This window comes from Limimaricola variabilis, from assembly GCF_014195545.1.
Taxonomy (GTDB): domain Bacteria; phylum Pseudomonadota; class Alphaproteobacteria; order Rhodobacterales; family Rhodobacteraceae; genus Limimaricola; species Limimaricola variabilis.
In genome coordinates this window covers 20,463-42,667 of the sequence record NZ_JACIBX010000001.1, presented here as the reverse complement: position 1 = coordinate 42,667, position 22,205 = coordinate 20,463, and the positions used below count along the sequence as shown (strand labels likewise).

At 66.1% G+C, this 22,205-nt stretch carries 18 protein-coding genes; 13 read left to right on the top strand and 5 right to left on the bottom strand.

Annotated features, from left to right (window positions below; translation table 11 throughout):
• Positions 1-137 precede the first annotated feature (137 nt).
• The 5 genes from FHS00_RS00190 to FHS00_RS00170 are packed head-to-tail and all read left to right on the top strand — an operon-like array spanning position 138 to position 5,876.
• Positions 138-1,460 carry an NAD(P)H-dependent oxidoreductase gene (locus FHS00_RS00190; RefSeq protein ID WP_183468715.1) on the top strand — a complete coding sequence of 441 codons (1,323 nt, stop codon included), beginning with the start codon at positions 138-140 and terminating at the stop codon, positions 1,458-1,460.
• An 8-nt stretch (positions 1,461-1,468) separates the two neighbouring features.
• A complete protein-coding gene (locus FHS00_RS00185; RefSeq protein WP_183468712.1) occupies positions 1,469-2,473 on the top strand; it encodes a thiamine pyrophosphate-dependent dehydrogenase E1 component subunit alpha in 1,005 nt (334 codons plus the stop codon).
• Positions 2,470-3,489, top strand: a complete 1,020-nt coding sequence (locus tag FHS00_RS00180) for an alpha-ketoacid dehydrogenase subunit beta (protein WP_183468709.1) — start codon at positions 2,470-2,472, stop codon at positions 3,487-3,489. The genes FHS00_RS00185 and FHS00_RS00180 overlap by 4 nt, the downstream gene beginning before the upstream one ends.
• 1 nt (position 3,490) lies before the next feature.
• A complete protein-coding gene (locus FHS00_RS00175; protein WP_183468706.1) occupies positions 3,491-4,906 on the top strand; it encodes an acetoin dehydrogenase dihydrolipoyllysine-residue acetyltransferase subunit in 1,416 nt (471 codons plus the stop codon).
• A gap of 1 nt (position 4,907) precedes the next feature.
• Positions 4,908-5,876 carry a sugar-binding transcriptional regulator gene (locus tag FHS00_RS00170; RefSeq protein WP_183468703.1) on the top strand — a complete coding sequence of 323 codons (969 nt, stop codon included), beginning with the start codon at positions 4,908-4,910 and terminating at the stop codon, positions 5,874-5,876.
• A 170-nt stretch (positions 5,877-6,046) separates the two neighbouring features.
• On the opposite strand, the gene FHS00_RS00165 is transcribed toward FHS00_RS00170, so the two are convergent.
• The 5 genes from FHS00_RS00165 to FHS00_RS00145 form a co-directional block, all read right to left on the bottom strand.
• Positions 6,047-7,030 carry an ABC transporter permease gene (locus tag FHS00_RS00165; protein ID WP_183468700.1) on the bottom strand — a complete coding sequence of 328 codons (984 nt, stop codon included), beginning with the start codon at positions 7,028-7,030 and terminating at the stop codon, positions 6,047-6,049.
• Entirely contained in the window at positions 7,014-8,498 is a 1,485-nt protein-coding gene (locus FHS00_RS00160) for a sugar ABC transporter ATP-binding protein (protein WP_183468697.1), read from the bottom strand. The genes FHS00_RS00165 and FHS00_RS00160 overlap by 17 nt, the downstream gene beginning before the upstream one ends.
• A gap of 69 nt (positions 8,499-8,567) precedes the next feature.
• Entirely contained in the window at positions 8,568-9,743 is a 1,176-nt protein-coding gene (locus FHS00_RS00155) for a substrate-binding domain-containing protein (protein WP_183468694.1), read from the bottom strand.
• A gap of 35 nt (positions 9,744-9,778) precedes the next feature.
• Positions 9,779-10,714, bottom strand: coding sequence for an alpha/beta fold hydrolase (locus FHS00_RS00150; protein WP_183468691.1), 936 nt, complete (start codon positions 10,712-10,714; stop codon positions 9,779-9,781).
• Positions 10,715-11,354: 640 nt separating this feature from the next.
• Complete coding sequence (locus FHS00_RS00145; protein WP_183468688.1) at positions 11,355-12,386, bottom strand: LacI family transcriptional regulator; 1,032 nt, start codon at positions 12,384-12,386, stop codon at positions 11,355-11,357.
• 126 nt (positions 12,387-12,512) lie between these two features.
• On the opposite strand from FHS00_RS00145, the gene FHS00_RS00140 reads away from it, so the two are divergent.
• The 8 genes from FHS00_RS00140 to FHS00_RS00105 form a co-directional block, all read left to right on the top strand.
• Entirely contained in the window at positions 12,513-14,162 is a 1,650-nt protein-coding gene (locus FHS00_RS00140) for an ABC transporter substrate-binding protein (RefSeq protein WP_183468685.1), read from the top strand.
• A gap of 152 nt (positions 14,163-14,314) precedes the next feature.
• Positions 14,315-15,289, top strand: a complete 975-nt coding sequence (locus FHS00_RS00135; RefSeq protein WP_183468682.1) for an ABC transporter permease — start codon at positions 14,315-14,317, stop codon at positions 15,287-15,289.
• 7 nt (positions 15,290-15,296) lie between these two features.
• On the top strand, positions 15,297-16,208 hold the full coding sequence (locus FHS00_RS00130; RefSeq protein ID WP_183468679.1) for an ABC transporter permease: 912 nt from the start codon (positions 15,297-15,299) through the stop codon (positions 16,206-16,208).
• Between the two features lie 13 nt (positions 16,209-16,221).
• Positions 16,222-17,253, top strand: a complete 1,032-nt coding sequence (locus FHS00_RS00125; protein WP_183468676.1) for an ABC transporter ATP-binding protein — start codon at positions 16,222-16,224, stop codon at positions 17,251-17,253.
• A complete protein-coding gene (locus FHS00_RS00120) occupies positions 17,250-18,221 on the top strand; it encodes an ABC transporter ATP-binding protein (RefSeq protein ID WP_183468673.1) in 972 nt (323 codons plus the stop codon). The genes FHS00_RS00125 and FHS00_RS00120 overlap by 4 nt, the downstream gene beginning before the upstream one ends.
• Positions 18,199-19,572: a GH1 family beta-glucosidase gene (locus FHS00_RS00115; RefSeq protein ID WP_221188667.1), complete on the top strand. Its 1,374-nt coding sequence runs from the start codon at positions 18,199-18,201 to the stop codon at positions 19,570-19,572. Before FHS00_RS00120 ends, FHS00_RS00115 begins: the two co-directional genes overlap by 23 nt.
• Positions 19,573-19,672: 100 nt before the next feature.
• Positions 19,673-20,425, top strand: a complete 753-nt coding sequence (locus FHS00_RS00110; RefSeq protein ID WP_343064572.1) for a YciE/YciF ferroxidase family protein — start codon at positions 19,673-19,675, stop codon at positions 20,423-20,425.
• A gap of 790 nt (positions 20,426-21,215) precedes the next feature.
• Positions 21,216-22,205: hypothetical protein (locus FHS00_RS00105; protein ID WP_221188666.1), on the top strand; the 990-nt coding region annotated here is incomplete at its 3' end.

Here is a 22,205-nt window from a genome sequence, read left to right as displayed (position 1 = left end):
TAATAAGGGCGAAAACCATGTGATGATGACGTGGATGCGCGCCCAAGGAGTGAACTTTCGCGCCTCGTATCGAACCTATGTATTGACACGGTGACCAAAGTTCAGGATGTTGGCGGCGCACCCCAGGAGGAACCGCTATGCCCACAAACGTGGCCCTTACCGGCCTTGCCCGAGATCTCGAACTGCGCGCCCAGACCGGTAAGCCGATCCGGATCGGCCTCGTTGGCGCCGGCGAAATGGGAACCGACATCGTCACCCGCGTCGCCCACATGCCGGGCATCGAGATCGGCGCCATCGCCGAGCTGAACCTGCCCAACGCAGCCAAGGCCGTGGACATCGCTTACCGGGAAGAGGGTCACGCCCAGCAGGTCTCGACCGGCGACGCCATGGCGCATGCCATCGAGCAGGGCCGCGTGGCCACCACCGACAAGGTCGAGTTGCTGCTCGAGTCGGGCCAGATCGACGTCGTGGTCGATGCCACCGGCGTGCCGGCGGTCGGCGCCCAGATCGGGCTGCAGGCCATGGAGCGCGGCAAGCACCTAGTGATGATGAACGTCGAGGCCGACGTGACGATCGGTGCCTATCTGCGCGCCCAAGCCGAGAAGCTCGGCGTGGTCTACACGCTCGGCGCCGGAGACGAGCCCTCCTCCTGCATGGAGCTGATCGAGTTCGTCACCGCCATGGGCCACCGCATCGTGTCGGCCGGCAAGGGCAAGAACAACCCGCTCAACATCGACGCCACCCCCGCCGAATACGAGGAGGAGGCGCATCGCCGTCACATGAACCCGCGCATGCTGGTGGAGTTCGTCGACGGCTCCAAGACTATGGTGGAGATGGCCGCGATCGCGAACGCGACCGGGCTCATCCCCGACAGGCCGGGCATGCACGGCCCCGCCGCCACCCGCGAGGAACTGTCGAAGGTGCTGATCCCCGCCAAGGATGGCGGTGTGCTGTCGTCGGGCGAAGGCCGGGTCGACTACACCATCGGAAAGGGTGTGGCGCCGGGCGTCTTCGTGGTGGCCGAGATGGATCACCCCCGCATCCGCGAGCGGATGGAAGACCTGAAGATGGGTGAGGGCCCCTACTTCACCTTCTTCCGCCCCTATCACCTAACCTCGCTCGAGGTGCCGCTGAGCTGCGCGCGCGCCGTGCTTTACGGCAAGGCCGACATGGTGCCGCTGGCACGCCCCGTCGCCGAGGTCTGCGCCGTCGCCAAGCGCGACCATCAGCCCGGCGACAAGCTCGACCAGATCGGCGAGTACAGCTACCGCGCATGGATCATGACCGCGCCCGAGGCAGCCGAGCAGCGCGCCATCCCCTGCGGGCTCCTCGCCGGCGGCACCGTCACCGCGCCGATCCGCAAGGGCGATCTGATCACCTATGCCAACGCCACCCCGCCGGAGGGCAGCCGCATCGCGGCGCTGCGCGCCCGGCAGGACGACATGCTCGCCACCCTGTGAGGACAGCCATGGCCAAGGACGACAACACCCCCTTCGCGATCCGTCGCTACGACGCCGAGACACTGCGCGAGGCGCTCCGCAAGATGTACCTGATCCGCTTCTTCGAGGAAGGTGCGGAGGACAGCTACACCCGCGGCCTGATCCACGGCACGATGCATCTGTCGATCGGTCAGGAAGCCTCGGCCGTGGCCTCCTGCCTGCCGCTCACCGATGACGACAAGATCACCTCGACTCATCGCGGCCACGGACACTGCATCGGCAAGGGCGCCGAGGTCGGCCGGATGTTCGCCGAGTTCTTCGGCAAGGAAGAAGGCTATTGCCACGGCCGCGGCGGCTCGATGCACATCGCCGACGTGACCAAGGGCAATCTCGGGGCCAACGGCATCGTCGGCGGCGGCATCCCGATCGCCGTCGGCGCGGCGCTGACCGCCAAGCAGCTCGGCACCGGCGCGGTCACGATCTGCTTCTTCGGCGACGGCGCCAACAACGAGGGCGCTTTCCACGAAGCGCTCAACATCGCGGCCGTCTGGAAGCTGCCGGTCGTCTTCGTCTGCGAAAACAACAAGTACGGCATGTCGACCTCGACCGAGCGCTCGACCGCGGTCAAGGACATCGCCCAGCGCGCCGCAGCCTATTCCATGCCCGGCGTGACGGTGGACGGCAACGACTTCTCCGCGGTGGCCGAAGCGGTGCAGGAGGCCGTCGATCGCGCCCGGCGCGGCGAGGGCCCGAGCCTGGTCGAGAACCTGACCTATCGCTGGCGCGGCCACTCGAAGTCGGACCGCAACCGCTATCGCACCAAGGACGAGATCGACAGCTGGATCGCGCGCGATCCGATCCTGCGGTTCCGCGAGGAACTGGCCGCCCATGGCGTGCTCGACGCAAGCGGCGCCGACGCCATCGAGGCGGCGGCGCGCCGGGAGGTCGAAGACGGGATCGCCTTTGCCAAGGGCGGCACCGATCCGACGATCGCCGATGTCACGAAATACGTCTACGCGGAGGCCCGGTCATGAACGCCCCGACACGCAATCCCGAAATCCAGACCCGCGAGCTGAGCTATGCCGAGGCGATCCGCGAAGCGATGGGCATGGCCTTGGCGCGCGACGAGCGGGTCATCCTCATGGGCGAGGACATCGGCGTCTATGGCGGTGCGTTTCAGGTCACCGGCGACCTGGTCGAGCGCTTCGGCCCCGACCGGGTCCGCGACACGCCGATCTCCGAGCTGGGCGGCGCCGGCGTGGCTGTCGGCGCGGCGCTGACCGGATTGCGGCCGATCTTCGAGTTCCAGTTCTCGGATTTCGCGACGCTGGCCATGGAACAGATCGTCAACCAGGCCGCCAAGATGCGCTACATGCTGGGCGGCGAGGCCTCGGTGCCGCTGGTGTTCCGCATGCCGGCCGGCTCGGGCACCGGCGCCGCCGCGCAGCACAGCCAGAGCTTCGAAGCCTGGTTCGGCCATGTCCCCGGCCTCAAGGTGCTGCAGCCCTCGACCCCCGAGGACGCCAAGGGCCTGCTGCTCGCGGCGCTGGAGGATCCGGATCCCGTCGTCGTGTTCGAGCACAAGCTGCTGTACAAGTTGAAAGGCCATGTGCCCGACGGCTGGTACACCACGCCGATCGGCAAGGCCGCGGTGCGGCGCGAGGGCCGTGACCTCACCATCGTCGCCTCGGCGATCATGGTGCATCGGGCACTGGCCGCAGCCGAAAAGCTCGCGGAAGAGGGCATCGACGTCGAGGTGATCGACCTGCGCTCGGTCCGCCCGATCGACCACGAAACGATCATCGCAAGCGTCCGCAAGACCGGCCGGCTGATCTGTGTCTATGAAGGCGTCCGCACGCTGGGCATCGGCGCCGAGATCTCGGCGATGATCGCCGAGAGCGAGGCCTTCGACTATCTCGATGCACCGATCCTCCGGCTCGGCGGCGTCGAGGCACCGATCCCCTACAACCCGGAGCTTGAGAAGGCCGCCGTGCCCCAAGCCCCCGACATCGAGGCCGCGGCCCGCAAGCTGGCACGCAAGGAGGTCTGACATGGCAACCGAGGTCATCCTGCCCAAGGTCGACATGGACATGGAGTCGGGGCTTGTTTCCGCCTGGCACATCGCTGCCGGTAGTCCGGTTTCCAAGGGAGACGCGCTGTTCGACATCGAGACCGACAAGGCCGCGATGGAGATCGAGGCGCCGGCCAGCGGGATCCTCGCCCATATCATCGCGCCGGAGGGCACCAAGGTGCCGGTCGGCAACGCCGTGGCTTGGATCTACGCGGAGGGTGAGGCGATCCCCGAGGCGGCACCGGGCGGCGGCGCAACTGAGGCACCCAAGGCCGAACCCGCCCCTGCTACGGCGCAAGCGCCGGGCAAATGCGGAACTGTCGCGTCGCAACCCGCCCTGACGGAGGCGGCATCGCGAGCCGAGGCGCCTGAAGCCCTGGACGAGCCGCGCCCCCGCGCCACTCCAGCCGCCCGCGCCGCCGCACGTCAGGCCGGACTTGATCTCGCGCGGCTCGTCGGCAGTGGTCCGCAGGGCCGGATCCAGTCCGAGGACGTGGCGCGAGAGATTGAGGCACGGCAGCGCCCTGCCCCCGCCGCACCCGCCGCCCCCGAGCCTGCGGCACGCCGATCCGACCCCGAACCCCTCGCCGCGCCTGCGGGCTGGAGCGAACGGCCCGGCGATCTCGCCGTCACCCGCCGCAAGGGTCAGGGCAGCGGCACTCCGATCGTACTGGTGCATGGCTTTGCCGCCGACGCCACCGGCTGGGCACCCCTCGAGAAGGCGCTGGGCAACGCGCGCGAGATCATCCGCGTCGACCTCGCCTGTCACGGCCGCTCTCCGCTGAAGAAGATCGAGAATTTCGCGGGCCTTGCGCGCCTTGCGGTGCAGGCCTTCGACGGTCTGAACCTCGAGGCCGCGCATCTGGTCGGCCATTCCCTCGGCGGCGCCATCGCCACCACCATCGCCGACATTCGGCCGCGCTTGATCCGCAGCCTCGGGCTGATCGCCCCTGCGGGTCTCGGCCCCGAGATCGACGGCGACACGCTGATGGGCATCGCGCGGGCCAGCCGCGCCGAGAGCCTCGCGCCTTGGCTCAAACGGCTCGCGGCCGACCCGGATGCGATCAGCTGGGACTTCGCGCAGGCGGCGATGCTGTCGCGCATGGATGAAGAGATGCGCGCGGCCCAGCGCGATCTGGCCGAAAGGCTGTTCCCGGATGGAACGCAGGGCTTCGACCTCACCGGGGCGCTGGGCCGCGTCGAAGCACCGCTGCGCGTCATCTGGGGACGTCAGGATGCGATCCTGCCTTGGCGCCACGCGCTACGCGCACCCGATCACGCGGGGCTGCACCTTCTGGACAAGGCTGGACACATTCCGCATATTGAGCGGCCAGAAGCCTGTGCCAAGGTGCTTCGTGACCTATTCGGGGTCGCCGAAGCGGCATCCCGGGGGTGACATGAACCAGCATCCAGCCGCGCCCGCCGTCAGGGCGCGGACCAGCGACAATGATCGACTGCGCTCGCGCGCGGTGTGGCTGTATTACGCCGAGGGCCTCAAGCAGTCGGAGATCGCCAAGATCCTCGATGTGACCCGGGTGACGGTGGTGCGGCTGCTGGCCGATGCCCGGCGTCGCAACGAGGTGCGCATCACCATCCGCTCGCCGCTGACCGAACTTGCGGGAACCGAATTCGAGCTGCGCGAGCGCTACGGGATCGACGAGGTCATCCTCGCCCCGGTCAGCGCGCCCGACGCGGACCCCACGCCCGCGATCGCCGCAGCCGCAGGCGCCTGGATCTCCTCGGCCATCACCGCGAACATGACCGTGGGCGTCGGCTGGGGCCGCACGCTGCACAGCAGCCTGCCCTTCATCACTGGCCGCTCGCTCGAGGACCTGAAGGTCATCTCGCTGCTGGGCGGCATCGCCGCGGCGCGACGCTTCAACCCGGCCGAATTTGCCTGGCAGTTTGCCGAAATGTTCCAAGGTGAGGGCTATCTCATTTCCGCCCCCGCGCTGGTGGACAGCCCGGAGACCAAGCACGCGCTCCTGGAGCGCTGTGGCCTCGCTTCGATCTTCGAGATGGCCGACAAGCTCGATCTCGCGATCTTCTCGACCGGTGGCATCACGCAGCTCACCACCTCCTACCGCACCGGCCATCTTAGCGAGGCGGAGCGGGAAAGCCTGATCGAGGCCGGCGCGGTGGGCGACATCCTGTACAACTTCATCGACGCCGATGGGCAGCTGGTCGATCACCCGATCAATCAGCGCGCCATCTCGGCCGATCTCAAGCGACTGCGTGCGGCCCGCACCCGGCTTCTGGTCTCCGGCGGCGCGGACAAGCACGAAGTGATGCGGGCGGCCATCGCGGCAACCACCCCCAACGTGCTGATCACCGACGAGGAAACGGGCCGCGCGCTCTGCGCCTGACAGGTCCGCTCTCGCCTGCACTACCGAACGCCCCGCCGAAGACCGGCGGGGCGCTTTTCGTTCGGCAGTGGCCCGGCGCATACGTTGCATCGTGAGAGGGCCGCGCCTTCCCGACTGACGCAAGAAGGGGCCCCGATCGCTCGGGGCCCCTGAGACGCGCTGCGGGAGGGTCAGCGCGCCGGTTTCTTGCCGAAAGCCACCGCGAGGATGATGATCGCGCCGGCCACCATGTTCTGCTCCGACACGTCGAGGCCCATGATGATCAGCCCGTTGTTGATCGTGCCGATCAGCAGCGCGCCGACGAAGGTGCCGATGATCGTGCCGCGCCCCCCGAACAGGCTGGTGCCGCCGAGGATCACCGCGGCGATCGCGGCGAGCTCGATGCCGGTGCCGTAGTTGTAGCGCGCGGTCGACATCATCCCGGTGAACAGGAGCCCCGCCAACGCGGCCGCGGCGCCCGACAGCAGAAAGCAGTAGAGCTTGGTGCGGTTGACCCGGATGCCCGAATAGGCGGCCGCGACCCGGTTGCCGCCAGTGGCCAGCACCTGCCGGCCGAACGGCGTGTAGCGCAGCACCACGTGGCCGAGCGCCACCGCCGCCACGGACCACACCAGCAGCGAGGGGATGCCGAACAGGTACCCTTTGCCGAAGATGCCGTTGAAGGTGTTGTCGGCGACCGGCACCGGGTTGGTGTAGGTCAGCCGCATGTCGAGGCCGCGCACGAACTGCATCATCCCGAGCGTCACCAGGAAGGACGGGATCGCGAGTCCGGTCACGAACAGCCCGTTCACCAGACCCACCAGAAGCCCCGCCCCCAGCGCGGCGGTGACACCGGCGACCATGCCGAAGCCCGCCTGGATGACGAGGGCTGCGACCAGCGCCGAAAGTGCAGCGGTGGAGCCGACCGAGAGGTCGAGCTCGCCAGCCGAAATCACGAAGGTCATGGCCACGGCGATCACCGCGATCATCGCGGTGTTGCGCGCGATGTTGAACAGGTTGGGCACGGTGAGGAAGCCCTTGTCGCCGATCGTCACGGCGAAGAACAGCAGCACGGCGGTGAAGAACAGGTAGACGATGTAGCCGCGCCAGTCGAAGCCGGTCAGCCGGGGCGCGCGGACCGGCAGACCGCCGATGGTTTCAGCCTTGGATTGCATGATGCAGCACCTCCTCCGTCGCGATCTCCTCGCGCTCCAATTCCTTGATCAGCCGGCCGTCATGCAGGACCAGCACCCGGTCACTCATCGCCAGCAGCTCCTCGAACTCGGACGAGATCACCAGGACCGCCGTGCCTGCTTCGGCGATCTCGCGAATGATCTCGACCAGATCCGACTTGGCGCCGATATCGACGCCGATCGTCGGCTCATCCAGGATCAGCAGCCGCGGTCGCCGCTCGAGCCATTTCGCCAGCACGATCTTCTGCTGGTTGCCGCCCGAGAGCAGCCCGACGACCTTGTCGGGCCCGTCGGTGCGAATCTTCAGCCGGGCGATGGCGTCGTTGGCGGCGCGGCGGCCTGCGCCGTCGCGCACGAAGAGGCCGCGGGTAAATCGCGCGAGGTTCGGCAGGACCATGTTGTCGTGCATCGAATGCTCCAGCACGAGGCCCTGGGTGCGTCGGTTCTCCGGCACCAGCGCCACCCCGGCCGCAATCGCCTGATCGGTGCCCCGGACAGGCTTGCCATCGACCCGGACCTCGCCGCTGCGGATGCGCCTGAGACCGAAGATCGCCTCGGCGATCTCGGTGCGGCCTGAGGCCGTCAGTCCGGCGAGGCCGACGATCTCGCCCGCGCGGATCGTGAAGCTCGCATCAACGACCTTCTCCTCCAGCGTCAGATTTTCGACCTCGAGCACGGTGGCTGCCGTGGCGGAGATGGGCCGCGCTTGATACTGCATCGAGGCTTCCACCCCCTCGCCCAGCATGGCCTCGATGAGCTGCTGCATCGTCACTTCGCCGGTGGAGCGCGTCAGAGCGTCATGGCCGTCGCGCATCACCGTGATGCGGTCGCAGATCTCGAAGATCTCGGCCATACGATGCGAAATGTAGACGATCGAGATGCCTTCGGACTTCAGCTTGCGTACGAGGCTGAACAATGTCCGGGCCTCGGCCTCCGAGAGCGACGAGGTGGGCTCGTCCATGATCAGTACACGGGCATTCTTCGAGAGCGCCTTGGCGATCTCGACCATTTGGCAGGCGCCGACGCTCAGGGTTTCGACCAAGGCACGCGGATCGATGTCCTCGCCCAGATCGCTGAGGATCCCGGCTGCGCGCCGCTCGGCCTCGGCATCGTTGAGAAAGCCGCCCGCACGGGGCTCGTGGTGCAGGAAGATATTCTGGGCGACGGTGAGCGTCGGGATCAGGCTGAATTCCTGGAAGATCATCGCGATACCGAGGCGCTCGGCGTCACGCGGACCCGATAGCTCCACCTCGCGACCATCGAAGACGAGGCTGCCGCCATCCTTGGTATAGACCCCGGTAAGGATCTTCATCAGCGTCGACTTGCCCGCCCCGTTGCCACCCATCAGGGCGTGAACCTCGCCGGAGCGCAGCTCGAAGCTGGCGCGCCGCAGCACCGGGATCGTGGCGAAGGATTTCTCGATGTCGCGCAGTTCGAGCAGGTTGGTCATGGGACCTCCTCCGGATCAAACAGGTCGGGCATCGGGCGGGCCGGTCGCGACCCGCCCGATGCCTGGACGTTACTGGCCGAGGTTCGCGGCCATCTGCTCGGGCAGCGGCAGACGGTAGATCGTCTCGTAGGAGGCCGGCAGATTGTCGCGGCTGACCTTGAGCGGCGGCACCACCACGTAGTCGGGCACGTCCTCTCCGATCAGCGCCAGTGCGCCGATGGTCGCTTCGGCCACGCCCTGATCGTAGGGACGCTGCGAGGAAATGCCCGCGATGAAGCCGTCATTGGCCATGTCGGCCGCGACGATCTGATCGAAGTTCTCGTTGACGATCGGCAGGTCCTGCGGCGTCCGGCCGTAGCTTTGCGCGGCGGCGACCGCGCCCATGGCCGGGATCGACCACGAGGCGTAGAGCCCCTGCATCGCCGGGTAGCGGGCGATCATCGCCTGCGCCACCTGCTGACCCTTATTGGGATCGTCATGACCGGCGGCGGCGATCAGCTTCATGTCGGGATACTTGGCCATCAGCCGCGCGACGAAACCGATATAGCGCAGGTTGGTGACGTAGAAATCGTTGGCGAAGTACATCGCCCCGACTTCGCCCGTGCCGCCGTTACGCTCGGCCAGAAGATCGGCGAGATACATGCCGAGCGCGAGGTTGTCCGACGAGACCACGCCCGCGTAATCCCCGGGGGCATCCATGCCGTCGGCGGCCTGGTCGATGAACACGATCTCCGAGCCGGCCTCGGCCAGCGACTGGAACGCGCTCGCGGTGGTCTGGGTGTTGAGCGGGATCGACACCACGAGGTCGGGCTTGAGCACCGCGATCGCGTCGAGATCGGCGAGCTGCTTGGCATCGTCCCAGTTGGCGTTAGTCTCGGCGACCACCTCGATGCCGAGCTTTTCGAAGGTCTCGTTGAGGCCGATCAGCTGCTGGGTCGCCCAGTCATCCCCGAGCCAACCCATCGAGATGGCGGCGGTGAACTTCCCGTCGCGGATCTTCTGCGCCTGCTCCTCGGTGATGTTGAGGGTCGAGGCCAGCACGCCCTCCTCGCCGCGCGGGCCGCCGCTGACCACGGTGTCGGACAGATCGTCGATCTTGGCCAGTTCGAGCGTCTCGGCGCTCGGCGGCTGGTACCACAACGGGTGATCGACATCCCCGATGTTGGATCCGTCCTGGGCGAACAGCGGCAGGGCGGTGGCGGTCAGCATGGTGGCCGACCAAAGGGCGAGACGGGTGGTGGACATAAGCGTGCTCCTCCGTTGCTTATGCGGGATGGGGGCTACTCGGCGGCGCGGGCAATGCCCGACCGGCCGAGCATGTGGTCCTTGAGCATTCCGGCGAGCCGCTCGGGCGCTTCGAGCGCGAGGCTGTGGCCGCACTCCTCGAACACCTCGGCGCGCTCGACACCGGTCGACATCTTCTGCATCTGCTCCTCGACCAGCGGGCCAAAGAACTCGGGCGCGCCGACGGTCATGATCGGCAGCGTCAGCTTCTCCTGCTTGAGCCGCGCGTTGATCTCGGCGTTCTTCAGCCCGGCGCGATAGGTCTCCAGCACCCCGCGCAACCCGCCCGGCGCCATCAGCCGCGCGATCCATTCGTCGATCGCCTCGTCGGTGATGGCATTGGGGTTGTAGGTTTCGGCCTTGATCCAGAACTCCCAGAACTCGCGCTCATGGCCCTGGATCAGCATCTCGGGGATATGCGGGATCCAGAAGAACGGGATGTGCCAGACCCACACGCCCTTCTGGCGGAACTGGGCGGAGATGTTGTCGGTGGTGAAGTTCGACCATTCCTCGAGCCCCTGCCCCGAGAGCAGCATCTCGCAGAACGACAGGGTGCGGACCCGCTCGCGGAAACTGGCGGCCAGCACATAGGCAAACTCCGCGCCGCGGTCTTCGCCATGGACATGGTAGGTCTCGTGGCCGAGCTGCGCCATCAGTTCGGCGGCATCGGTCGCGTTGGTCAGCGAGTCGTAGCCTTCGGAAGCCGGTGGCCGGTCGGTGTAGCCGAAGCCGCGCAGGTCGGGCGCCACTACGGTGAAGTGCTGCGTCAGCAGCGGGAACAGCCGGTACCAGTAATGGCTGGTCTTCGGCGTGCCGTGCAGCAGCAGCAGCGGCTCACCCTGGCCGGCGGTCACGTAGTGCATGCGGATCCCGTTCACACGTGCCCTGCCGTGGCGGACTGGATCGCCCTTGTGGTCATAGATCTCGGCCATGTCGCCTCCCCTGATTGGCTCTCAACCAAGTCCCAGGCAGCTACGGGCTTGCACCCAGCGCCTCGGTGGACCTCCACGGGTAATAACATATGATATACTAGTCGCACAACTGTTCATCGTGGCGCGATCAAGAATTCCTATGGGCTCCCTCGAGATTTCAGATAGAGCGCTGGTAGCCAGCCCAGACAGTAAGATCCCGCAGGCAATTTTATGAACACATGTTCACTCCAGCTTCTGTTGGATGGCTGATCGGAAGCTGACTTCAGCAGCTCCGCTTCACGGAGACCGCGGGTGACATAGGGGCATCGCGCTGAGCGCCGGGTCGTGTTGAGACACTCGAGCCAATTGGCATGTGGGACGCCGATTCCGCTCGCCAGATTGGCGTCCCGACGCAGAGCCACCATACCGCCGGACGCGGAGCTTGCCACGTGGACCACTTGGCAGGCAGGCAGAAAGGAAGGCGGATGTCGCAGCCGGACTGTCCCGGACCCGATGCCCTGAATCGTTGCCCTAGACGGTCCCCGTCAAGGCATCGACTGCGCTTGATGACCAAGAAGCACAAGGCGCTCAGTTTGCGGCCCTGTTGCAGGAGGTCGCCTAAACACCATGAGAACCTGCAGTTCGTTCGCCTGCAGGTCCGTCAGCTCGTTTCCGCGCCATTCTCCGGGCGATCGAGCATCTGCATGTGGTCGCCGCCCTGCATGGCGACCTCGTGGATGGCTGCCTTGGCCAGGAACGTGCCCGCCTTCTGGATGTCCTCGACCAGCGTCAGGATCTGCGGGCGGAACAGCTTCAGGAACGGAATGGTCTCTTTCGAGAAGACGTCGAAATCCTCGCCGATGACGCGTCCCGTCGCCTCGATCGCGGCCGTTGCGACCATGGTGCCGTTCGGGTTGGACGATATAAGGGCATCCAGTTCGGGATGCGCCTCGAGACTGCGGGCGAGGCCGCGCCGGATCTCCGCCTCGCTGCTGTCGCTGGTCATCTCCTGCGCCAGCGTCAAAGAGAGGCCGAGCTCCCCCGCCGCCTCGACCGCGCCGTCGATCATGTCCCGCGCATAGTTCTGGTCCTGCGGCGGTGCCAGCAGGAGCAGGTTGCTGCGCCCATGGCGCGCCAGGGTCTCGACGGCGACCCGGCCGAACGCCCTGTTGTCGTAGTCGAAGTAAGCATGGTCGTCCGCCCAGACGGTCCGTCCATGGGTGACGAATGGGAAATTCTGCCTGCGTAGATACTCGACGCGCGGATCCTCGGGCTGGATCTTGTTGATGATCACTGCATCGGCCGACCGGGTCTCGACGATGTAGCGAACCGCGTCCAGCGGCGTCCGGTTCGGCATCTCGGGCGTCATCACCAAATGATAGGGCGTGCCCGCGAGCGCTTGCGCGATCGAGGCGATCATGCGTGGCGACATGTTCAGCCCGTCCGGCTCGGGCTCCAGAACGAGGGCGATCACGTTGGTCCGGCCGGTGCGCAGCCGGACCCCTGCCCGGTTCGGCGTGTAACCCACCGAATCGGCGATCTCGCGCACCTTCTTCTTGGTTTCCGCGCTGATATCGGGGGCGTCGCCCAGCGCGCGGGACACCGTCGTCACCGCGAGACCGCTCAGCTCGGCGATGGTCCTGAGGGTCGGCCGGGTGCTCCGGTCACGCGGTTGGCCCTTGATATCATTCATGACGGCCCCCTCCTCGATCCTGCGTTGCTATCCGAAAGCCAACCCCGCCTCAATACCGCTTGATTGGACGTACTGTAACGTTATAGAACCCACTGTAACGTTACAGACTGCGCTTGGAGGAGCATCATGAAGCGTTCGATCCTGATCACGTCGGCCATGGCCACGACAGCGGCTGCGGCCATCGCCAGCGCGCAAGGCGCGCATCCGCAGGGCGGCACGCTGACGGTACCGATCATCACCGCCACCTTCGTCGAGGACTTCAACCCGTTCTCGAACGCGCAGGAGGATCTGGTCCGCGGCACGATGTTCGAGCCGCTCTGGGCGCATAACGTGATGCAGGGCGGCATCGACTTCCGCCTCGCGGAGGGGTTCACCTATGCCGACGACCTGATGTCGATGACCATCACCCTGCGCGATGGCCTGACCTGGTCGGATGGCGAGGTGCTCGATGCCGACGACGTGGCCTACTCGATCAGCCTCGGCCAGGAGGACGCGACCCTCGACAAGACCGGCAAATGGGCCGACGAACTGCTCGCCTCGGTCGAAGCGGTCGATCCGACCACGGTGCGGGTGACCTTCAACCGCCCGGATTCGACCTTCGACTGGTATGTCGAGGGGATCTACATCGTGCCCGAGCATGTCTGGCGCGATGTCGAGGATAAGATCACCTTCAAGAATTCCGACCCGGTGGGTTCCGGCCCGATCACCGAGGTCGTGACGATGCGCGACAACCAAGTCGAGATCTGCCGCAACCCGCATTACTACAAGGCGGGCGACGGTCTGCCCTTCCTCGACTGCATCAAGTTCCGCCAGTATTCGGACAACGCGCAGATCCAGCCCGCCCTGATGGCCGGCGAGATCGACTGGGGCTCGAACTTCATCGCCGACATCGAGAGCACCTATGTCGCCCGCGACCCCGAGAACCACGGCTTCTGGTACCCGGCCAACGACCTCGTCAATCTCTACCTCAACACCCGCAAGGCCCCGTTCGACGACCTGGCGTTCCGCCGCGCGATGTCGATGGCGCTCGACCGCGAGACGATCGTCGACATGGCGGCCTATGGCTATCCGACCATCGCCACCCATGCGACGGGCCTGGGCGAATACTACGCGGCCAGCTTCAACGACGAGGTCGACGCCGAGTACGACCAGTACGTCGCCTATGACCCCGACGCCGCGATCGCGCTTCTGGACGAGGCCGGCTTTGTCGATATCGACGGCGACGGCTTCCGCGAGACGCCCGATGGCGCGCCGATCGACTTCGGCATCCAGGTCGTCAACGGTTGGACCGATTGGGTGCAGTCGGCGCAGATGGTGACCGAGTACCTCGCCGAGGTGGGGATCAGGGCCAGCACCGAGACGGTCGACTGGTCGGTCTATGACAGCACCCTCAAGGAAGGCAGCTACGAGGTGTCGATGAGCTGGTCGACCGCCGGCGTCGATCCGATCCAGACCTATAACGACTACTACCACCCGAGCCGCGTGGGCCAGGGCTGGCACGTCAATCACGGCAAGGCCTCCGCCGAGATGGGCGCGCTCGTCGATGAATACGGCCAGACCACCGACGCCACCCGCCGGGAGGAGATCCTGGCCGAGCTGATGGTCTATACCGGCGAGACCATGCCCTTCGTGCCGCTGTTCTCGAACCCGACCTGGTACCAGTACAACAGCACCCGGATCGGCGGCTGGCCCACGGCCGAGAATTCGGTGGTGCAGCCGGTCTTCTACTCGGTCGGGCGCAAGCTGGCGGTCTTCGAAGGCCTCTACCAGAAGTGAGCCGGCATGCGGGTGGTCCTCGGTCCACCCGCAGCCGCACCGCGCAGCCAGCCTGCGACGACGCCGCCCGGGGTTTGCCCGCCGGGTCCGTCTCTCCCCATGCCCGCCCGTCCCCTTGCCCGCCCGTCCCCTTGCCCGGAGGAGCCTCTCGAATGGCGTTCATCCTGAGACGACTGGTTTTCTACTGCGTCGCGATCTTCGTCGCGATCACCTTCAACTTCGTGATGCCACGGCTGATGCCGGGCGATCCGGTGGACGCGATGTTCGCCGCCGCCGGGGGGAAGCTGCCGCCGGAAACGCTCGCCGCCTACAAGGAAATGCTCGGCTTCGTCGACGCGCCGCTGTGGCAGCAATACCTGCAGTATCTCCAGAGCGTCGTGACCTTGGATCTCGGCCCGTCGATCATGCTGTTCCCGACGCCGGTGACCGAGGTTCTGTCGAACACCCTGCCCTGGACCGTGTTCCTCGCCGGGATCGCGACGATCCTGTCGATCGTGATCGGCTGCTTCATCGGGCTTTACGCCTCCTACAATCGTGGCGGCTTCGTCGATCGGGTGATGCCAGTGTTCTGGCAGTTCATCGCCTCGATGCCGCAGGCGGTGACGGCGCTGATGATCTTCTTCGTCTTCGCCCTGACCCTGCGCTGGTTCCCCCTCGGCTTCGGCTTCGATCCGGATCTCGACCCGGGACTACGGCCGGGCTTCCTGGCCAATGTCGCCTATCACGCGGTGCTGCCGCTGGTGACGCTGATGCTGTCGATGATCGCGACCTGGGTGTTCACCATGCGCAACGCGATGGTGAACGTGCTGGGCGAGGATTACATCGCCATGGCCAAGGCCAAGGGCCTGTCCTCGCGCCGGATCATGACCCATTACGCGGCCCGCAACGCGATCCTGCCGGTGGTCACCGCCGTTTCGATGGCACTCGGCTTCGCGGTGGCGGGTCAGGTCTTCATCGAGACCGTGTTCAACTATCCCGGCATCGGCCAGCTGATCATCAAATCCGTGGCGGCGCGTGACTACCCGCTGATGCAGGCCTGTTTCCTCCTCATCGTCATCTGCGTGCTGATGGCCAATTTCGTCGCCGACATCCTCTACGTCTGGCTCGATCCCCGACTGCGCAAATGAGGCCGACATGACACGACTTCTCTCCCTTCTGGGCGGCATCGCCGGGTTCTATCGCGGCAACACCGCCGGCATCGTCGGCTCGACCATCGTGGCGCTGATCCTCGCCATGTGCCTCGCCGCTCCGGCGCTGACCGGCTTCGATCCCGACAAGCGCGTGGCTCGCGGCCACCAGCCGCCCAGCGCGGAGCACGTCATGGGCACGACCCGCGCCGGCAAGGATGTCTGGTCGCAGGCGCTCTATGGCGGCCGGGTGTCGCTGATGGTGGCCTTTGCCGCGGCCACGGTGACCTCGATCATCGCGCTCGCCGTGGGTGTCTCCTCGGGCTATTTCGGCGGCCGCACCGACGAGATCATGATGGCCGTCACCAATGTGATGCTGGTGTTCCCACAGCTACCCCTGCTGATCATCCTCGCGGCCTTCCTCGGCAATGTCGGGCCGCTGGTGATCGCGCTGATCCTCGGCCTGACCTCATGGCCCTGGGGCGCGCGGGTGATGCGCTCGCAGACGCTGGCGCTGCGCAACAAGGAGTTCATCACCGCCGCCGAGATCATGGGCGAGGCCAAGTGGCGGATCATCGTGGTCGAGATCATGCCCAACCTCGTCAGCCTCGCGGCGGGCATGTTCGTGGGCACCGCGCTCTACGCGATCGGCGCGCAGGCGGGACTCGAGTTTCTCGGCCTCGGCGACCCGACGGTGACCAGCTGGGGCACCATGCTCTACTGGGCGCAATCCTCGGCGGCCTTCTTCGTCGGCGCATGGTGGGACTTCATCGTGCCGGGCAGCTTCATCGCGCTGGTCGGCGGCGGGCTCGCGCTGATCAACATCTCGATCGACCAGATCTCGAACCCGAAGCTCAAGACCGGCTCCTACCTCAGGACATGGCGCCGGCTGAACGCCGAGATCAACGCCAAGCGTTAGGAGGCCTGAGACCATGGACGGCAACCCCACCCCCCTCGCCCAACCCTTGCTGAGCTGTCGCGGCGTTTCGGTCGACTATGTCGTCGGCAATCTCAACGCGCGGGCCTGCAACCGCGTCACACTCGACATCCATCCCGGCGAGACCGTGGGCCTCGCGGGTGAATCCGGCTGCGGCAAGTCGACCTTCGCCTTCGCCATCACCCGGATGCACAACGCGCCCGCCCTGATCTCCGAGGGCGAGATCCTGTTCGAGGGGCGCGACGTGCTGAAGATGTCCGACCGGGAACTCAGGGCGTTCCGCTGGAAGGAGACCGCGATGGTGTTCCAGAGCGCGATGAACGCGCTCAACCCGGTGATCACCATCGGCGAACAGCTGATCGACGTGATCCTCGCGCACCAGGACATTTCCCGCGACGCGGCCTGGGCCCGGGGCGAGGAGCTGCTCGAGACGGTCGGCATCGCCAAATCGCGGATGACCTCCTTTGCCCACCAGCTCTCGGGCGGCATGCGGCAGCGGGTGGTGATCGCCATCGCGCTGGTGCTGCGCCCCAAGCTGATCGTCATGGACGAGCCGACCACCGCGCTCGACGTGGTGGTCGAGCGCGAGATCATGGACGAGTTGCAGGACCTCAAGGAGCGCTACGGCTTCGCGATCCTGTTCATCTCGCACGACCTCGGGCTGATGGGCGAGATCTGCGACCGGATCGGCATCATGTATGCCGGCAACCTCGTCGAGCTGGGCGAGGCCCGGCAGGTCCTCGAACAACCCCGGCATCCCTACACCAAGGGTCTCGTCGGCTCCTTCCCTACCATTCATGGGCCGAAGACGCGGCTGCATGGCATCCCGGGCAACCCGGTGAACCTGCTTCAGTTGCCGCAGGGCTGCAATTTCCAGTCGCGCTGCACGGCCTGCATCTCGCGCTGCCAGACCGACGAGCCCCGGCTCGTGACGGTGGCCGAGACGCCGCCGCATCTCGCCGCCTGTCATCTGGTGAGCGCGGCCACGGAGGCCGACACCAAGGTCGTCGAGGAGGCCACCTCATGAGCGATATCGCCGAGATCACCGTCGAGGACATGGTCATCGACTTCCCCGTGGGCGGCGGTCTGTTCCGCAAGCGGTACCTGCGCGCCGCCAACGGTGTCAGCCTGTCGCTGCGCGCGGGAGAAGCGCTGGCCATCGTCGGCGAAAGCGGCAGCGGCAAGAGCACCTGCGCCCGCGCCATCGCCCGGATCACCCCGCCGACCGGTGGCACGATCCGCGTCGATGGGGTCGAGATCACCGCGCCCGGTTTCCGGCAGAGCCAGCGCGACTACGCCTCCAAGGTCCAGATGATCTTCCAGGACCCGTTCGGCTCGCTGAACCCGGTGCACACGATCCGCCATCACCTCGCCCGGCCAATCCGCATCCATGCCCCGGAGCTGAGCGCGGCGGAGGTGGAGGCGCGGGTCATCTCGACGCTGGAGCGGGTCGGCCTGTCGCCGGCCGCGCAGACCGCCGGCAAGTTCCCCTACGAGCTGTCGGGCGGCCAGCGCCAGCGGGTCGCGATCGCCCGTGCGCTGGCGGTGGGGGCGCGGTTCATCCTCGCGGACGAGCCGATCTCGATGCTCGACGTCTCGATCCGGCTGGGGATCCTGAACCTGATGGACGACATGAAGCGCGAGGGGATCGGTTTCATGTACATCACCCATGACATCGCCACGGCGCGCTACTTCGCCGAGCGCACGGCGGTCATGTATCTCGGCCATATGGTCGAATGGGGCGAGAGCGACAGCGTCACCCAGTCGCCGCGCCACCCCTATACCCAGCTGCTGATCAGCGCCGTGCCCGAGGCCGGCATCCGCAAGACCCGCGAGCGCAAGGCGAAGAAGGCGGAAATTCCGATGCGCACCCCCGAAAGCCGGGGCTGCCCGTTTGCCGGGCGCTGCCTGAAGGTCATGGACCAGTGCCATGCCGACATGCCGCCCATCACCCAACTCGAAGAGAACCACTATGTCAGATGCCATCTGTATTGACCGCAGCCCGGAGCCCGGCACCGCGCGCAATGTGCCGATCCCCCCTCGCTCCAGCTTTCCCGAAGGCTTCGTCTTCGGCGCGGCCACCGCGGCCTACCAGATCGAGGGGCACAAGTTCGGCGGCGCCGGCTCGTCGCATTGGGACAGCTTTGCGGCGACGCCCGGCAACGTCGTGCGCCGAGAGGACGGGTCGCTCGCCTGCGACCATTACCACCGCTGGGAAAGCGATCTCGACCTGATCCGCGACGGCGGCTTCGACGCCTATCGCTTCTCGACCAGCTGGGCCCGGGTGATGCCCGACGGCAGGACCGTCAACCCGGAGGGGCTCGACTTCTACGACCGTCTCGTCGACGGCATGATCGATCGCGGACTGCGGCCGTTCCTGACGCTCTACCACTGGGATCTGCCCTCGGCGCTGGCCGATCACGGCGGCTGGATGAACCGCGACACCGCCCTGCGCTTTGCCGATTTCGCCGAAGTGGTGATGGCGCGGATCGGCGACCGAATCGAGCGGACCGCGACGATCAACGAGCCGTGGTGCGTCAGCTGGCTGTCGCATTACCTCGGCGAGCAAGCCCCGGGCCTGCGCGACATCCGCGCCGCCGCCCGCGCCATGCACCATGTCCAGCTTGCGCACGGGCTCGGCGTCGAGCGGCTGCGCGGCCTCGGCCACGACAATCTCGGCATCGTTCTGAACCTTGCCGACATCCTGCCTTTCCGCGAGGGCGAGGAAAAGGCCGTGGCGACGGCGGATGCCATCAACAACGGCTTCTTCATCGAGTCTGTCGCCAAGGGCACCTACCCCCAGGCCGCGCTCGAGGGGCTGGAGCCGCATCTGCCGGCGAACTGGCAGGACGACATGGCGACGATCTCCACCCCGATCGACTGGCTCGGCGTGAACTACTACTCGCGCGGCATCGTCTCCGCCGTCCCCGGCGCGCCCTGGCCCGCCACCAAGGGGCATGAAGGGCCGCTGCCGAAGACGCAGATGGGCTGGGAGATCTACCCCGAGGGACTGAGCAACCTTCTGACCCGGATGGCCCGCGACTATGTCGGGGATCTTCCGATCTACGTGACCGAGAATGGCATGGCTTGGGCCGATGAGGTCACGGACGGCGCCGTGACCGATGCCGAGCGCACCAGCTACATCGCCGGGCATCTCGAAGCCGCGCGCGGGGCCATCAAGGGCGGCGCCAACGTGAAGGGCTTTTTCTACTGGTCGCTTCTCGACAACTACGAATGGGCGTGGGGATACGAAAAGCGCTTCGGCCTGATCCATGTCGATTTCGAAACGCTGGAGCGGACCCCGAAGAGCTCTTATTACGCGTTGCAGGCGGCCCTGTCCGGCTGACCATGAAATGAAATGCGGCCGAGGGCTGTTTCCCTGAGGATCTCCATCCTGGGGACAGCTTCGGCCGCGTCTCTCCCTCCGCTATTAGCCCGAAGCGGTCATGGCGAGCCTCCAAGGTGGCCCGACACGCCTGCGAACACTCATCACTTCTCCATCACGCATTGGTCGGTCGCGGCGGCAGGAATTGGTCTTCTTCCCCGGCCCGGCTCGGCGGAATGGCCAAGTCGCCGCGCGCACTCTCATCTCCAAATGCGCCATCTCTCGCTTTCCGTGCCGAGCGCAGGGAACGCCGGACGGTTCTGCTCGTTTCTCGGCAGCGCGGGCGCGGTGCCCGCAAGTGACGAGGCTCATCATGAAGACGCTGAACGACGCTTTCGAGCATACGCTGCAAGACATTTACTATGCCGAGAACGCATTGACGAAGGCGCTGCCGAAAATGGCAAAGGCCGCGGGCAGTGCCCATCTTCAGGAAGCATTGAAGGCGCACCTGACCGAGACCAAGGAGCAGATCAAGCTGCTCGACCAGGTCTTCAAGGCGATCGGCAAGAAAGCCGAAGGCGAAAAATGCGATGCCATCGAGGGGCTGATCAAGGAGACCGATGGCATCATCGAGGAAGCCGAGGGTGCGGCTCTCGATGCGATGCTGATCGGCGCGGCCCAGGCGGTCGAGCACTACGAGATCGCCCGATACGGCACGCTTCGCGAATGGGCGCGCCAACTCGGCGAGGATGAGGCGCACGACCTGCTGACCCAGATCCTCGATCAGGAGAAGGCGACCAACGCCAAGTTGACCGCGCTGGCGGTTGGCGAGGTCAATGCGGCGAAGCCCTCGAAGGCGACCGCCAAGGCCTGATGGCCCTGACTATCGGTAAAACGGGCATGCGCTCTCGCAGGAAACTGCGAGGGCGTATTTCATGAGAACGCCAATTTTCAAATTTGGTGGGCTGATGTCTTCGCTGAGGATAAACAATTCGATAGGAAGCAGGGCTCTGACCCGGAAATGACCCGCGGCGGCCTCGGGTCGACCTGTATTGGAACCCGGATGAAGAGGCTTGGTCGATGTTTCTCGCCCCGCAGTGAACGACGAACCGTCCTGTAAGGCGTCACTCCCCAAGAGAAACGCATTGCGGCCGGGCTGCGAAATATCCTGCACCTCTGGTTGCGAAGGCGCGATTTTCAGGAGGATTGACGCTTCAAAAGCCTCGCGTGGATTGCTCGATCATCTAGTATATCGGCAACCCAATCCTCAATCTCACGACAGCGAAATGCTGCCGAAGGCCACAGCCGGCCAACGCCGAGGTTGCTCAAAAATCGGGCTGGAGCTATCTTTGGGCAATTCGACGACCGCGTTGCCCGCCGGTTTCCCGGCCACAGGCCGTGCTGCACGTCTCGAAGGCAATCTGGTCCTCTGAGCGGTACTCAAGCGGTACTGGGGTTGCCATATGTGTTACCCGGATGGCGCAAGCGCCGTTGGCGTCCAGAGAAGGCCCCAAACCGCCGGGCTGGCCGTCGCCGTGGCATGGGGTCTTCGGGTCCTGCTTCTGATCTGCCTTGTCGTGCTGGGGTCCAGCCTCCGGGCCCAGGATGAGGAGGGCATCGCGGGCGCCTTCTCCGACTTCAATCACGGCGCAACCGGATTTGCATTGGACGGCGCCCACGGGGAACTGGCCTGCGAAAGCTGCCATCTGGACGGCGTCCTGACCGACACCCCGGAAACCTGTGTCGGCTGCCATGACAATGAGATGGCGGTCGGCAAGCCCGGATCGCACCCGCCTGCTTCCGACAGCTGCGACCAATGTCACACCGTCCAGAACTGGAATCCCTTCGCCTTCGACCATGCCCTCGTCACCGGTGACTGTGTCGAGTGCCATGACGGTGATAGCGCGTCCGGCAAACCCGAGGGCCATGTCGAGAGCGCTGACACTTGCGATTCCTGTCATGTCACCGATGACTGGACCGACGTCCGCTTCGACCATGCCGCCGTCGGCGGTACGTGCGCCAACTGCCATGATGGCAGCACCGCCACCGGCAAGCCCGGTGATCACGTACCAAGCACGGATAGCTGCGACGATTGCCACGTCACCACCGACTGGACCGATGTCCGCTTCGACCACGCCTCGGTGACCGGCGCCTGCGCGAGCTGCCACAACGGCAGCACCGCCACCGGCAAGCCCGGCAACCACATCCCCAGCACCAACAGCTGCGACGACTGCCACGTCACCACCGACTGGACCGATGTCCGCTTCGACCACGCCTCGGTGACCGGCGCCTGCGCCAGCTGCCACAACGGCAGCACCGCCACCGGCAAGCCCGGCAACCACATCCCCAGCAGCAACACCTGCGACGATTGCCACGTCACCACCGACTGGACCGACGTCCGCTTCGACCACGCCTCGGTGACCGGCGCCTGCGCCAGCTGCCACAACGGCAGCACCGCCACCGGCAAGCCGGGCAACCACATCCCCAGCACCAACAGCTGCGACGATTGCCACGTCACCACCGACTGGACCGACGTCCGCTTCGACCACGCCTCGGTCACCGGCGCCTGCGCCAGCTGCCACAACGGCAGCACCGCCACCGGCAAGCCCGGCAACCACATCCCCAGCACCAACAGCTGCGACGACTGCCACGTC

Coding starts and splice junctions, on each gene's coding strand:
- FHS00_RS00160 (WP_183468697.1), bottom strand. CDS start 8,498: ATGACCAACCTGCTCGAACTGCGCGACATCGAGAAATCCTTCGCCACG.
- FHS00_RS00130 (WP_183468679.1), top strand. CDS start 15,297: ATGACACGACTTCTCTCCCTTCTGGGCGGCATCGCCGGGTTCTATCGC.
- FHS00_RS00115 (WP_221188667.1), top strand. CDS start 18,199: ATGTCAGATGCCATCTGTATTGACCGCAGCCCGGAGCCCGGCACCGCG.
- FHS00_RS00170 (WP_183468703.1), top strand. CDS start 4,908: ATGAACCAGCATCCAGCCGCGCCCGCCGTCAGGGCGCGGACCAGCGAC.
- FHS00_RS00190 (WP_183468715.1), top strand. CDS start 138: ATGCCCACAAACGTGGCCCTTACCGGCCTTGCCCGAGATCTCGAACTG.
- FHS00_RS00155 (WP_183468694.1), bottom strand. CDS start 9,743: ATGTCCACCACCCGTCTCGCCCTTTGGTCGGCCACCATGCTGACCGCC.
- FHS00_RS00110 (WP_343064572.1), top strand. CDS start 19,673: ATGGCGAGCCTCCAAGGTGGCCCGACACGCCTGCGAACACTCATCACT.
- FHS00_RS00140 (WP_183468685.1), top strand. CDS start 12,513: ATGAAGCGTTCGATCCTGATCACGTCGGCCATGGCCACGACAGCGGCT.
- FHS00_RS00120 (WP_183468673.1), top strand. CDS start 17,250: ATGAGCGATATCGCCGAGATCACCGTCGAGGACATGGTCATCGACTTC.
- FHS00_RS00185 (WP_183468712.1), top strand. CDS start 1,469: ATGGCCAAGGACGACAACACCCCCTTCGCGATCCGTCGCTACGACGCC.
- FHS00_RS00180 (WP_183468709.1), top strand. CDS start 2,470: ATGAACGCCCCGACACGCAATCCCGAAATCCAGACCCGCGAGCTGAGC.
- FHS00_RS00175 (WP_183468706.1), top strand. CDS start 3,491: ATGGCAACCGAGGTCATCCTGCCCAAGGTCGACATGGACATGGAGTCG.
- FHS00_RS00150 (WP_183468691.1), bottom strand. CDS start 10,714: ATGGCCGAGATCTATGACCACAAGGGCGATCCAGTCCGCCACGGCAGG.
- FHS00_RS00125 (WP_183468676.1), top strand. CDS start 16,222: ATGGACGGCAACCCCACCCCCCTCGCCCAACCCTTGCTGAGCTGTCGC.
- FHS00_RS00135 (WP_183468682.1), top strand. CDS start 14,315: ATGGCGTTCATCCTGAGACGACTGGTTTTCTACTGCGTCGCGATCTTC.
- FHS00_RS00145 (WP_183468688.1), bottom strand. CDS start 12,386: ATGAATGATATCAAGGGCCAACCGCGTGACCGGAGCACCCGGCCGACC.
- FHS00_RS00165 (WP_183468700.1), bottom strand. CDS start 7,030: ATGCAATCCAAGGCTGAAACCATCGGCGGTCTGCCGGTCCGCGCGCCC.